At 34.3% G+C, this 14,655-nt stretch carries 11 protein-coding genes and 1 tRNA gene; all 12 read right to left on the bottom strand.

Annotation, left to right across the window (positions count from 1 at the left end):
• Positions 1-6: 6 nt before the first annotated feature.
• The 12 genes from ACTU6T_RS09100 to ACTU6T_RS09045 all read right to left on the bottom strand — a co-directional run bounded on the left by ACTU6T_RS09100 (position 7) and on the right by ACTU6T_RS09045 (position 14,643).
• A tRNA-Arg gene (locus ACTU6T_RS09100) sits at positions 7-80 on the bottom strand.
• Positions 81-138: 58 nt separating this feature from the next.
• A complete protein-coding gene (locus tag ACTU6T_RS09095; RefSeq protein ID WP_460217898.1) occupies positions 139-585 on the bottom strand; it encodes a GatB/YqeY domain-containing protein in 447 nt (148 codons plus the stop codon).
• A 149-nt stretch (positions 586-734) separates the two neighbouring features.
• Positions 735-2,687, bottom strand: coding sequence for a cell division protein FtsZ (gene ftsZ / locus ACTU6T_RS09090; protein WP_460217897.1), 1,953 nt, complete (start codon positions 2,685-2,687; stop codon positions 735-737).
• An 81-nt stretch (positions 2,688-2,768) separates the two neighbouring features.
• Positions 2,769-4,106 (bottom strand): cell division protein FtsA, encoded by a 1,338-nt coding sequence (gene ftsA / locus ACTU6T_RS09085; RefSeq protein WP_460217896.1) that lies wholly within the window; start codon positions 4,104-4,106, stop codon positions 2,769-2,771.
• 3 nt (positions 4,107-4,109) lie between these two features.
• Positions 4,110-4,829 (bottom strand): cell division protein FtsQ/DivIB, encoded by a 720-nt coding sequence (locus ACTU6T_RS09080; RefSeq protein WP_460217895.1) that lies wholly within the window; start codon positions 4,827-4,829, stop codon positions 4,110-4,112.
• Positions 4,819-6,171 (bottom strand): UDP-N-acetylmuramate--L-alanine ligase, encoded by a 1,353-nt coding sequence (gene murC, locus ACTU6T_RS09075; protein WP_460217894.1) that lies wholly within the window; start codon positions 6,169-6,171, stop codon positions 4,819-4,821. Before murC ends, ACTU6T_RS09080 begins: the two co-directional genes overlap by 11 nt.
• Positions 6,172-7,266, bottom strand: a complete 1,095-nt coding sequence (gene murG, locus ACTU6T_RS09070) for an undecaprenyldiphospho-muramoylpentapeptide beta-N-acetylglucosaminyltransferase (RefSeq protein ID WP_460217893.1) — start codon at positions 7,264-7,266, stop codon at positions 6,172-6,174.
• Positions 7,266-8,459 (bottom strand): FtsW/RodA/SpoVE family cell cycle protein, encoded by a 1,194-nt coding sequence (locus ACTU6T_RS09065; protein ID WP_460217892.1) that lies wholly within the window; start codon positions 8,457-8,459, stop codon positions 7,266-7,268. The genes murG and ACTU6T_RS09065 overlap by 1 nt, the downstream gene beginning before the upstream one ends.
• A 59-nt stretch (positions 8,460-8,518) precedes the next feature.
• Positions 8,519-9,856, bottom strand: a complete 1,338-nt coding sequence (gene murD / locus ACTU6T_RS09060; RefSeq protein ID WP_460217891.1) for a UDP-N-acetylmuramoyl-L-alanine--D-glutamate ligase — start codon at positions 9,854-9,856, stop codon at positions 8,519-8,521.
• A 99-nt stretch (positions 9,857-9,955) separates the two neighbouring features.
• Positions 9,956-11,197: a phospho-N-acetylmuramoyl-pentapeptide-transferase gene (gene mraY / locus ACTU6T_RS09055; RefSeq protein WP_460217890.1), complete on the bottom strand. Its 1,242-nt coding sequence runs from the start codon at positions 11,195-11,197 to the stop codon at positions 9,956-9,958.
• Positions 11,198-11,233: 36 nt separating this feature from the next.
• Complete coding sequence (locus ACTU6T_RS09050; RefSeq protein ID WP_460217889.1) at positions 11,234-12,697, bottom strand: UDP-N-acetylmuramoyl-L-alanyl-D-glutamate--2,6-diaminopimelate ligase; 1,464 nt, start codon at positions 12,695-12,697, stop codon at positions 11,234-11,236.
• Positions 12,697-14,643 carry a penicillin-binding protein gene (locus ACTU6T_RS09045; protein WP_460220757.1) on the bottom strand — a complete coding sequence of 649 codons (1,947 nt, stop codon included), beginning with the start codon at positions 14,641-14,643 and terminating at the stop codon, positions 12,697-12,699. Before ACTU6T_RS09045 ends, ACTU6T_RS09050 begins: the two co-directional genes overlap by 1 nt.
• Between the last annotated feature and the right edge of the window lie 12 nt (positions 14,644-14,655).

Here is a 14,655-nt window from a genome sequence, read left to right as displayed (position 1 = left end):
TATTCGTGACCTCGAGAGGATTCGAACCTCCAACCCTCAGAGCCGAAATCTGATATTCTATCCAGTTGAACTACGAGGCCATTATTTTATGAGACCTTTCGACTGCGCTCAAGGTGACATTAGTTTTAAATTTATTATCTAAGATAGTTTTGCTTTTACAATTGTAGAAATGGTCTTCCCATCGGCTTGTCCTGCCAATTCCTTACTCACTATTCCCATTACTTTACCCATATCTTTCATTCCTTCTGCTCCAATCTGATCAATAGTCATAATAACTACTTTTTCAATTTCCTCCTCACTTAAAGCTTCAGGTAAGAATTGACTAATTACTTCAGCTTGATCTATTTCAGGTAAGGCTAAATCTTTTCGATCTTGCTCTAAATAAATGGCTGCACTGTCTTTACGTTGTTTTACTAATTTTGACAAAATCTTAATCTCTTGCTCCTCTGTTAAGTCTCCACCGCCTTCAGAGGTCTGAGCTAATAATATCTCAGACTTTACAGCCCGCAATGCTGCCAATGCAGTTTGATCTTTTGCTTTCATTGCTGCTTTCATCGCAGTCATAACATCATTTTGTAAACTCATAATACCTAGATTTATTGAATTGCGAAGATATGAAAAAACTAGATGTTATATGCAGTAATAAAGCATCACATTATACCTAAAAAAACCCGAAAAGTCTTTCTCAACTTTTCGGGTTTAACAAAGTGTGAAACACTAAACTAAATTTGCTACTAATCTACGTTATCGTGTAAAAATGAATTGTTACTTCTCAATTGAATATCATCGTTTTCATCAATAGAAACAGATGTTCTAGAAGCGTTGGTTTCTGATGAATGCTGTGCATCCTCTAAATTCACACCTTGTCTTTTATATGCAGGTTCTTTTTCAATTTCATCGATTTTAGCTGTATTGAACTTGTAATTGAAATCTTTCATTTTACGACGTCTTTCATCTGCACGTTCTTTTAGTAATTCTGAAATCGGACTATTCATAGGATCGATTTCTTCACTAACTTCTTCTTTGGCTACTTCAGATTCAACTATTTTCTTTTCAAATACAATATCTTCTTCAACTTCTGGTTGGATTTTCACTTTGGCTTCACTGTCATTCATAGCCGATTCATAAGTCATGAAATCATCTAAAGCATAACGCTTTTCACCTTCTTCGTTCGCCTCAGTAACAGGAACTATTTCAACGTGTTCCTTAACTTCCATATCCTTTACTTCATCCTCTAAAGAAAATATAGTCTTATCTTGTTGTATTTCTTTTTCAGCATCATCACTATCTTCAGATGTACCAAATGATAATGGTAAATCAAATGTAAGTGTTATTTGCTCTTCTTCAACTTCTTCAACAATCTCTTCTTTCGTTTGTTGAACTGGAGTGATAACAAACTCTTCTTCTACCTTATGATCTAAAACTTCATCATAGACTACATTGATATTTTTAATAATATCTGTTGTGGCAATTAATTCCGTTTCATGATTATTCTCCACAACATCAAATCCTTCATCTAAATCGTCCTCGTCCATCAAAGTATGTACTACTAGATCTGGAGTAGTAGCTTCATCTTTCTCAAGAATAATATCTGGAGTAATAATAGCTGGATCACTTTCTTTTACATGAACATCTTCATTTCTATCATCTTCCAAAGCATGTACGACTTTCTTTTGTTCCGTATTAGAAATTTCATGCTGTTGATCTAAATCAAAGCCAGTAGCTATAATAGTCACAGAAATAGACTCTTGTAATGATTCATCTTCACCAACACCCATAATAATATTAGCTCCATGTCCAGCTTCATTCTGAATGTGGTCATTAATTTCTCCTATCTCATCTATTGTAATTTCCTGAGAACCAGAAACGATAAGCAACAATACGTTTTTGGCTCCAGTGATTTTATTATCATTTAATAATGGTGAGTCTAAGGCTTTCATTATCGCTTCTTGAGCTCTTGTTTTTCCAGATGCTGTAGATGACCCCATTATTGCCGTTCCACTATTACTCAATACGGTTTTAGCATCACGTAAATCTATATTTTGCGTATAGTGATGTGTAATCACTTCTGCAATTCCTCTTGAGGCTGTAGATAAGACCTCATCAGCTTTTGAAAATCCTGCTTTAAAACCTAAATTTCCATAAACTTCTCTAAGCTTATTATTATTAATTACTACCAAAGAGTCTACATGAGCACGAAGGGTCTCAATTCCTTTTTGAGCTTGTTCGTTTCTTGTTTTACCTTCAAACTGAAATGGCATCGTCACAATACCTACAGTCAAAATATCTAATTCTTTAGCAAGTTTAGCAATAATTGGCGCAGCTCCAGTACCTGTTCCTCCACCCATTCCAGCCGTAATAAACACCATTTTTGTATTGGTATCTAACATACGTCTTAAATCTTCTAAACTCTCAACTGCTGCCTGCTCTCCTACTTCTGGATTAGCACCTGCACCTAAACCTTCGGTTAAATTTACTCCTAATTGGATTTTGTTCGGGACACCACTGTTTTGCAGTGCTTGGGCATCTGTATTACATATCACAAAATCAACACCTTTAATACCTTGTAAAAACATGTGATTAATAGCGTTACTTCCACCTCCACCAACACCAATCACTTTAATGACGTTTGATTGGTTTTTTGGTAAATCAAATGCAATGTTGCCTAACTCATTGTTGTTGCTCATAAAATTTCTTTTACTGTTTTATTATTTATTTCCCCAAATATCTCCGACAGTCCTACCCAATCGGAGATGTTGATATATTATTTATTCTGCGTTATCTAAAAAATCTTTAACGCGTTCTGTTAACTTGTCTAAAAAGGATTTACGTTCCTTTTTTGGTTGCTGAATGAACTCCTCTTCTTGAATAGAATGCTCTTCAGTATTTTCGCTAGTAATAACATGCTCCATCTCTTCTACTTCTTTCTCTATGCATTTACGTTCTTGACGTTTTAAGCCATCCATTACTAAACCAACTGCTGTTGCAAATAAAGGGCTAGCTATTTCGTTGTCACTGTCACCTGCTAAATGTTCGTTTGGATACCCAATTCTAGTGTCCATTCCAGTGATATATTCAACTAATTGTTTTAAATGCTTTAACTGGCTACCACCTCCAGTTAATACGATTCCTGCAATTAATTTTTTCTTTTGTTCTTCATGACCGTAGTTTTTAATTTCTACGTAAACCTGCTCTATAATTTCCACAACACGAGCATGAATAATCTTAGATAGGTTTTTCAATGTAATCTCTTTTGGATCACGACCTCTTAATCCTGGAATTGAGACAATTTCATTGTCTTTATTTTCTCCAGGCCAAGCAGAACCGAATTTTATTTTTAATAATTCAGCTTGCTTTTCAATAATAGAACAACCTTCTTTAATATCTTCAGTAACCACATTTCCACCAAAAGGAATTACAGCTGTATGACGAATAATTCCATCTTTAAATACTGCTAAATCTGTTGTTCCACCTCCTATATCAATCAAGGCTACTCCAGCTTCTTTCTCTTCCTGACTTAATACTGCGTTTGCTGATGCTAGTGGTTCTAAAGTGATGCCTTCAAGTTCTAATCCAGAACTTTTTACACAGCGTCCAATATTTCTTATCGATGAGACTTGACCAACAACCACATGGAAATTAGCTTCTAATCGTCCGCCGTACATTCCAATTGGCTCCTTAATTTCTGCCTGACCATCAATCTTATATTCTTGAGGCAGTACATGAATAATCTCTTCGCCAGGCAACATTACTAATTTGTGTACCTGATTAATTAAGCGATCAATATCTTCTTCGTCAATAACGACTTCAGAGTTAGCTCTAGTGATATAATCACTATGCTGCAAGCTTCTAATGTGCTGACCAGCAATACCAACCGTTACCTCTTCTATTTTAAATCCAGCTTCAGCTTCAGCTTCTTGAACAGCCTGTTGAATGGATTGAATTGTTTGGGTAATATTATTGACCACACCTCTATGTACCCCTAAACTTTTGGATTTTCCAATTCCTAAAATTTCGGCTTTATCATATTCATTTTTACGACCAATCATTGCCACAATCTTAGTGGTTCCAATATCAAGTCCTACTGAAATTCTACTATTCTCCATCACTTACTTTTTGGCGCAAATCACTTGCTTGTCAAATTTTAAATTCACTAGTTTATAATCATCTAGCATCTTATCTTTCATGGCTTTTTTATAAAAAGCTTTTAGATTATTTATCTTTTTATCTAATAATTTCAAATTCCCTAAATGAATTTTAAAATCATGAGATCTAAATTTCAAATCAATGGTTTTATCTTGATTTTGATGAATCTCAACGACATGCTTTAGTAAAAATTCATCGTTTTGAACTTTTGTAGCTACAGCATGCACATTTGCTAAGTCATTTTTCTCAATATAACCAGTAACGAGAGGCACACGTGCAGTATAATTTGTTGATAAAGGCATAAACGAGCCTGTCTCATCAATGTAATAAGATGCATTTGTGCTTACTCTTGCAATAGGTTTTTTTTGTTCAATTTCAGCAGTGATTAAGCCATCAACACTCATAAACACTTGTGCTTGCTTAATCATTGGATTAGAGTTTAGGGCAGATTCTAATTCGTTCAAATCTATAATATCTTTGGGCTTGTTTGTAACACTCTCTTGATTTTGTATTAACAATTTACTAACAGTTTGATGTGTCACAAAAAGGTTATCGTCACCTACAAATTTTATATCAGGTGCAAGTACTTTTCTGGATAAATTTCTAACACTAGAGAATGCATACAAAGACACTACTAATATTAGCAGCAACACAACTTTTATGTAGTTATAATTAACTCGCAAGACTTAATGCTTTTTTTATATGTTTGACTTCCTCGCCTATATCTCCAGCTCCAATGGTTAAAATCACTGACGCTTTTTCTAATTGTATCGCTTCAATTAACTCAGATTTCTGAACTAATTTTTTCTTATCATTCTCAATTTTATCTAATAACCACTGCGAGGTCACACCTTTAATTGGCAATTCTCTTGCAGGATAAATATCTAGTAAAAAAATAGAATCAAATTTTGATAAACTCTCTGCAAATTCATCTGCAAAATCTTTTGTTCTACTAAATAAATGGGGTTGAAAAATTGCTAGCACATTTTTACCTGGATACATTTCTCGAACTGCTTGATGCACTGCATTAATTTCCTCTGGATGATGTGCATAATCATCAATATACACTAAGTCATCAGTTTTAATCTGGTATGTAAACCTGCGTTTAACACCTTTGTAAGATGCTAATGCCTTGGCAAGCTGCGGATGAGGGAGTCCATATTCAACAGACATCGCCAAGGCTATTAATGCATTCGACAGGTTATGTCTACCAGGTAGGCTAAATTTGAAATTTTCTAGTAGTGCATTTGGTGTTTTTACATCAAACACATAACTACCATTTATAATTTTTATATTTTTTACTGAATAATCTGAATTGTCATCAATGCCATAGGTAATCCCTTTAATTGGCAATCCGTTTTTTACGAACAATTTCCCATTAGGCTTCATCCTTTTTGTAAATTCTTCAAACGATTTTATCAGTTCTGATGCATCACCATAAATATCTAAATGATCTGCATCCATTGATGTAATACAAGCAAAATCTGGAGACAAGGTTAAAAAAGATCGATCAAACTCATCGGCTTCAACAACAGTAACAGCTGTTCCGTTGAGAATTAAATTAGAATTATAATTTTCACTTACTCCTCCCAAAAATGCCGTAACATCAACATCACATTCATTAAGCAAATGCCCAAGAATACTAGTAGTAGTAGTTTTTCCGTGCGTCCCAGCGACAGCCAAACAAAAGGTTTGATTGGTAATTTTTCCTAAAACAGCAGAACGCTTCAATACTTCAAATCCATGATTTCTAAAATAGGTTAATTCTTTATGATTATCTGGAATTGCTGGTGTATACACAACAACTGTGTTATTTGTATCTAAAAACTTACTATCAATACGTTCGATATCATCTTCAAAATGGATAGAAACACCTAAATCTACTAAAGCATCTGTAATCTCAGTTTTGGTTTTATCATAACCACTAACATTGAGTTTTTTAGCAACAAAATAGCGCGCCAAAGCAGACATACCAATGCCTCCAATACCAATAAAATAAACGTTATTTATATGCTCTAGATTCATTTAATTCTTTAAAAGTTTTTCTACCTCATCTGCAATATCTTTTGTCGCATTTACGAGTGCTAATTGCTTTATATTCTGACTTAATTCCTCTCGTTTTTCCGAAGACAACATCAGCTCATCAAATTTATTTTGAAAATCTGCATCCAATTCACTTTCTTTAATCAGCACAGCTGCATTTTTATCGGCAATAGCTTTAGCATTTTTGGTTTGATGGTCTTCAGCTACATTTGGAGAAGGAATAAATATTACCGGTTTTCCAACAACACATAATTCTGACACCGAACTCGCTCCAGCTCTAGAGATTATAATATCTGCAGCTGCGTAGGCCATATCCATTGTGTTCAAAAAAGCATGCACTTGCACAAAATCTAATTCATTATAGTGCTTATATTGTTGATAATATAATTTTCCACATTGCCATATCAATTGGATATTTTGCGATTCGAAATACTCTAATTGATCTTCTATTAGTTCATTGATACGTCTAGCTCCCAAGCTACCTCCTAAAACCAACAATGTATGTTTGCTATGAATTAATGTGAATGCATCTTTTCCTTGAATATGCTTATGCTCAACATCTAATAAATCCTTTCGAATTGGATTACCCGTAAGCACAATTTTCTCTTTAGGAAAAAAAGACTCTAAACCATCGTAAGCCACACATATTGTATCAACTTGCTTTGATAACAGTTTATTTGTAATCCCAGGATAAGAATTTTGCTCTTGAATCAAACTTGGAACACCTTTAGATACTGCCGATTTTAATAATGGCCCACTAGCAAATCCGCCAGTCCCAATTGCAATGTCTGGTTGAAACGTATTTATAATTTTTCTTGATTTGAGTAAGCTACTCATTAATTTAAATGGAAACATGAGGTTTTTAAAACTTAAGCTTCGTTGTATTCCTGAAATCCAAAGCCCCTCAATCTCATATCCTGCTTGCGGTACTTTTTCCATTTCCATACGATCTTTAGCTCCTACAAATAAAAATTCTGCATCAGGAAAACGCAACTTCAATTCGTTGGCAATAGCAATTGCAGGATAGATATGTCCTCCTGTTCCACCACCTGACAATATGATTTTATAGTTACTCATTAAATTGTTTCACTTAAAATTTCTAATGGGTTATCTTCATTAATTTCTTCTGCCTTAATTTGCTCACGCCTAGCACTTACACTCAAAATAATACCAATAGCCAAACAGGTCATCCAAATGGAAGTTCCTCCACTACTAATTAACGGAAGTGTTTGCCCTGTTACTGGAAACAATTCAACTGCAACAGCCATATTTATCAACGCCTGAAATATGATAGGCAATCCAACACCTAAAACCAATAATTTTCCAAAAACGGTATCTGACTTTTGAGAGACAATCACAATTCTAAACAACAACCATGAATAAAGTAAGAGTAAAAACAAACCTCCAATTAACCCATACTCTTCAATGATAATGGCGAAAATAAAATCTGATGAAGACTGTGGCAAGACATTTTTTTGTCTGCTTTTTCCAGGACCTAAACCTTTTATCCCTCCAGAAGCGATAGCTATTTTAGCATTTTCAATTTGATAATCGGCTTCAGTATCTTCACCATTACTAAAATTCTCAATTCGGCTCATCCAAGTATCAACGCGATTAGGCATTGCATCTGGAAACGCTTTTGCAACCAAAATAAAAAGCACTAGTGCTACAATTCCTGTTCCTATTATTACAGCTAGATATTTTATTGGATATCCTCCTATAAACGCTAACATCATCACCATTAAAAATATGATAGCAGTAGTAGAAAAATTAGCAGGCAGTATAAGAATTAATATGAAAAATACTGGAGTCCAAAGTGGCAATAAGGTTTCTACAAAAGATACTTTACTATCTTGAATCTTCGACAAATATCGCGCTACATATACCATTAAAACTACAGCTGCTAAAGTTGAGGTTTGGAAAGACATCCCAACAAATGGGATTTGTATCCAACGACTTGCATTAGCCCCTCCAATTGTAGTACCTTGAAACATCGTAATTACCAACAAGACAATCACAATAGGAATCATAATCATTGATAAGCCCCTAAAATATCGATATGGCACTTTATGAACACCATACATGATAGCAAAGCCTAAAAATAGATGCATAAAATGCTTAACAAAATAAGTGAAGGTATTACCTGATCCACCCGTGTAAGCTAAATTACTTGCAGCACTATATACAGGAAGAAATGAGAAAATTGCCAACAGCGCTGCAATTGCCCAAATTAATCGATCTCCTTTTATATTTTTAAATAGTGTATGCATCTAATTTTTGATATCTCATGCACCTCAACAATGCTCAGTGCCTAAAAAATACTACATGATTATAAGTTTCTAACAGCATCTTTAAACTGACGACCTCTGTCTTCATAATTTTCAAACAAATCAAAACTTGCACAGGCTGGTGATAACAACACATTATCTCCAGCTTCAGCAATTTTATAAGCAATTTTAACTGCTTCGCTCATAAATTCAGTTTCAACAATGATATCAACCATTCCTCCGAAGTTTTCTAATAATTTTTTATTATCTACTCCAAGACATATAATCGCTTTCACTTTTTCATTAACAAACTGAAAGAGCTCTTGATATTTATTGCCTTTATCAACACCTCCAACAATCCAAACTGTTGGCGAATCCATACTTTCTAATGCGAAATACGTTGCATTCACATTTGTAGCTTTAGAATCATTGATATATTGCACTTTATTAATTTTAAGTACATGCTCTAAACGATGCTCTACCCCTTGAAAGTTTTCTAAACTCTCTCTAATAGTTTGTTTTCTAATTTTTAACAAATGTGCAACTGTTGAAGCTGCCATTGCATTTTTAATGTTGTGTTTTCCCTCTAATGCTAAATTTGCTGTTGGCATAATTATTTGATTGTTATCTATTGTTATTTTAATATTGTTGTTGTCTAAATACGCACCATTTTCAATAGTTTTTGTCAATGAAAATGGCAATAATGTAGATTGAATTGGATGCTTTTCTAACCAGTTTAAAATCACCTCATCATCGGCATCGTAGATGAAATAATCGTCTTTGGTTTGGTTTTGAGCAATTCTAAATTTTGAGGCGATATAATTTTCAAACATATAGTCATATCGATCTAAGTGATCTGGTGTGATATTAGTCAATATGGCAATATGAGGTCTAAAATTTATAATATCATCTAACTGGAAACTGCTAATTTCCAATACATAGTTTGGATAATCTTGTTCCAAGATTTGTTTTGCAAAACTGTCACCAATATTTCCAGCCAACCCGACACTTAAATCTTGTTGTAATAGATGATGAGCCAATGTCGCAGTTGTTGTTTTACCATTACTTCCAGTAATTCCAACGATTATAGCGTTGGTATACTTTGAAGCAAATTCAATTTCAGAAACCACAGTAATTCCTGATGCTCTAATTTGTTGAATTAGCGCAACTTTATCTGGAATTCCAGGACTTTTCATGACGATATCGGCATTTAGAATTACATCTACTGAATGCATGTCATCCTCAAACTCAATCTCATTATGTAAAAGAACTTGTTTATATTTCTCTTTAATCTTTCCTTTATCTGAAACAAAAACATCATATCCTTTTGCCTGCCCAAGAAGTGCCGTTCCTATGCCACTTTCCCCTCCTCCTAGTATGACTAATTTTTGTTTTTTCATTTTCTATCATTTCTGCGAAACAGCGCAAAATCTACTTCATTTATATAGTTTCATTCTTACTATTCAACTGTTCTATTAAATAGTAAAGACTTCCAATTGCTATCTAATTTTCAATGTCACGATTGTTATAATGGCTAATAGAATTCCAACAATCCAAAACCGTGTAACTATTTTACTTTCGTGATATCCTGATTTTTGATAATGATGATGTAATGGCGACATCTTAAAAATGCGTCGACCTTCACCATACTTTTTCCTTGTGTATTTGAAATAACTAACCTGCATAATCACCGATAAGTTTTCGGCCAAAAAGATTCCGCACAATACAGGTATTAACCATTCTTTACGAACTGCTATAGCGATAACAGCTATAATTCCTCCAATAGTCAAACTCCCAGTATCGCCCATAAACACTTGTGCTGGATAGGTATTATACCACAGAAATCCAATAAGAGCTCCTACAAAAGCAGCAATATAAATTGTAATTTCTTCCACCCTTGGGATGTACATGATATCTAAATATTCTGAAAAAATAATGTTACCCGAAACCCATGCAAATATTCCTAAAGTGAGCACAATAATTGCCGAAGTTCCAGCCGCCAGTCCATCAATACCATCAGTAAGATTAGCTCCATTAGATACAGCTGTAATAATAATAATGCAAGCCAAAATAAAAATCAACCAAGCATATTTTGCCAAATCTGGGCTAATCCAAGTAATCAAATTAGCATAGTCAAATTCATTACCCTTTACGAAAGGAATTGTTGTTTTTGTTGATTTTGCTTCATCTTCAAATAATTTTGATGGTGCAATATCAGGGTCTTCTGCTTTTAAGATTCTTTGCTGTTCTATTGGTAACTTTTCCTTTATAGTAACATCATTATGAATGTACATTGTTGCGCCTACAATGACACCTAACCCTACTTGCCCAAGGACTTTAAAACGACCTTTTAAACCATCTTTATTATTCTTAAATTTTTTAAGATAGTCATCAATAAAACCGATAATCCCCATCCAAACTGTAGTCACAATAAGTAGAATGATGTAAATATTTTCAAGCTTAGCTAATAACAACACCGGAATTAAAGTTGCCAAAATGATAATAATCCCACCCATAGTTGGCGTCCCTGCTTTTTCAGCTTGACCTTCTAGTCCAAGATCTCTAATTGTCTCACCCATTTGCTTCTTTTGCAAAAAACGAATGATACGCTTACCAAAGATTGTTGAGATTAATAAGGATAGAATAATTGCAACTGCAGCTCTAAAGGTTAAAAAACCAAAAAGCGATGCTCCAGGAAACTGAAACTGTTGTTCCAAATATTCAAATAGGTAATACAACATATTATTTCATCTGGTATTTAATACTGTTACTAACACTCATTTTTGTAATTGTTTTAAAAATTCTTCAACAATTTTATAATCATCAAAATCGGTACGCTCACCTTTGATTTCTTGGTAGGTTTCATGTCCTTTTCCAGCAATCAAAATGATGTCATTTGAACTAGCCAATTGACACGCTGTTTTAATTGCTTGTTTTCTATCTACTATAGACATGGTTTTTTTGAAATTTTGAGGCTCTACACCTTTTTCTATATCATTAATTATGATTTCAGGCACTTCACTCCTTGGATTATCGCTTGTAAAAATCACTTTAGTACTCAATTCTGAAGCGATATGTCCCATCTTAGGGCGTTTGCTCTTATCGCGATCGCCTCCACAACCAACTACAGTGATTAACTCTTCATTATTTGTACGTATACTATTTATAGTTTCAAGGACATTCTTCAATGCATCAGGCGTATGAGCATAATCAACAATTGCAGTAACCTTTTCTTCTGAAATGAAATACTGAAAACGCCCACTTACGCTTTCTAATTCACTTATAAGCCGTAATACTTCGACTTTTTCAAGACCTAATAAATCTGCAGCACCAAAAATTGCTGTGACATTGTAAGCATTAAAACTTCCAATTAATTTTGTCCATAATTCATTATCGTTGAGTTTTAAGAGCAACCCACTAAACTCATTTTCTAATACCTGAGCCTTATAATCGGCATAGGTTTTAAGAGCATAAGTATATTTCTTGGCTTGTGTATTTTGCAACATAACCAAACCGTTTTTATCATCAATATTAACTAGCGCAAATGCCTGTTTTGACAAATGATCGAAGAATGATTTTTTAACATCGCGATACTCTGCAAACGTATTATGATAATCTAAATGATCATGTGTGATGTTTGTGAAAATTCCGCCTTCAAAATGTAAGCCTTCTGACCTATGCTGATGAATCCCATGTGAACTCACTTCCATAAAACAAAACTCAACACCTTCTTCATTCATCAACTTTAAATATTTATTAATTGTCAGCGAATCTGGTGTCGTATGCGTAGCTTTATATTCTGTATTATCTACCATTATTTTTACAGTAGACAACAACCCAACTTTATAACCAGCTTTTTTAAATAACTGATATAATAAGGTTACTATAGTTGTTTTTCCATTGGTACCTGTTACTCCTACCAAGCGTAAGTTTTCTGATGGGTTTCCATAAAAATTGGCAGCCATAAATGCTAATGCTTGACTAGCATTTTCTACTTGCACATAGGTAACAGCGTCTTCTAATTCAGAAGGCAATACTTCACAAACTATAGCTTTAGCACCATTTGTAATAGCTTTTTCAATAAACTCATGACCATCTACAACTGTGCCTTTTATAGCCACAAAAACATCACCATTAGATACTTGTCGAGAATCAAAGTGTAATGCATTAACCTCTGCACTTGTGTTTCCAACAACAGCATTAATAGTAACCTTGTACAATATGTCTTTTAATTGCGTCATTATGTCCCTAAGACTATTACTTGATTTCGCTTAATTTTCACACCCTTTTTAATTGATTGAGAAGTTATCGTTCCGACACCATTCAACTTCACTTTCATTCCCATATTTTCCAATAATGCCAAGGCATCCATTGCTGGCAATCCAACTACATTAGGCATGATTGTTTTATAGGTTTGAGCTGTATTGTAGAACGACTGAAATGCCTCTTCAACTTGCGTATTATCAACCACTAAAGATTCCACCTCATCTATTAAAGGGGTTTCGGTATATATTTTTTGAGCAATTCTTTTAAAGACAGGCCCTGATACGTCCGACCCATAAATACCAATTTTTGTGCTTGGTTTATGAATAACAACAATGCAAGAATATTTAGGATTCTCTGCCGGAAAGTAACCCGCAAATGATGACACATATTTCCTATCCTTTAACCATTCTTCATAATTACTATAATCTGTTCTTGCAGTTCCTGTTTTTCCAGCCATGGAGAAATTTTCAGAATACATACGCTTACCCGTACCTCGGATTACCACATTTTTCAAAATTTCACGAATTTCACCTAGTGTTTTATCAGAGCATATTTTTTGATTAATAACCTCTTTTTCAAATACTTCGATTTCCTTACTAAATTCTTTTACAGCTTTTAAAAAACGAGGTTTTACCATTTCACCATCATTAGCAATAGCATTATAAAAAGTTAATGTTTGCAATGGTGTCATTTCAAGATTATAGCCATAAGACATTGATGGCAACGCATTACGACTCCAATTTTGTTTACCTGGTTCTGAAATATCCGGAATTCCTTCTCCAATAATTGCTACCCCTAATGGCTCATGAAGCCCCCAACTTTTTATTCTATTGATAAATTTTTTAGGCTTCTTTATATAATGTTCATCAATGATTGTAGCAAGTCCTATATTTGATGACACTTCTAAAGCCCTAGCCGCCGAAATTTTTCCGTGCCCTCGAGAATCACTAATCGTTCTCCCATACAGACGTTTTGTTCCATTTTTAGTATCAACAACAGTAGAAGTATCAATCACTTTATCTTCAAGTGCGGCCATCAAAGCCATTACCTTAAACGTTGATCCTGGCTCATGACTTTCTCCAACAGCATAATTTAAGCGTTCATAATAGTTCCCATTTTTATTTCGCCCTAAATTTGAAATAGCTTTAATCTCACCAGTCTTTACATCCATCACTACTGCACAACCATGATCTGCTTCGTATTTTTCTAACTGACCTAATAAAGAATGATGAGCAATATCTTGGATATTAACATCAATAGTTGTGTATACATCATAACCATCTTGAGGCTCAACTTGATTATAATCAACTATTGGTTTCCATTGTCCGTTACCAATTTTTTGTTTGAGGCGCTTTCCATTAGTCCCTCTTAAATACTTTACTCCAAAGGCGCCATCAATTCCAGGTCTAGTTACATTACCGTCATCATCAATTTTCTCATAACCAATAGTACGCTCAGCAATACCACCCATAGGATGCTCACGTCTAGTAGTTTGCTCAACAATGAGCCCACCACGAATTGCTCCCAATTCTAGCATTGGGAAATTTCGTAATCTTATATAATCTGAATAGCTAATATTACGAGCTAAGAGGAAATATCTATTCTTATTTTGTCGTGCTTTCTTAATCGCATTTTGATGATAACTTGAAGTCTTTCCCGAATATTTAGCTAGCGAATCTCCAAGCGGCTTTATGAATTCGTTGAACGTTTCTTGTTTTGGCTGAATAGCATCAATTCTAATATCATACTTCGGAATTGAAGTTGCTAATAAACTTCCATCCGCAGAGTACACATTACCTCTATTAGCTGGAATCTCAACATTTTTAACTGTACGTTTCTGGGCAAGACTTCTATATTCATCCCCTTGAACAAACTGTATAGTACACAGCTTGAAGACCACAGCTAAAGCGAAGACAAACATACTGCCAGCTAT

This window comes from Psychroserpens citreus, from assembly GCF_055686305.1.
The sequence above is the reverse complement of the archived record's forward strand: the minus strand, read 5'-3'. Positions and strand labels throughout refer to the sequence as shown.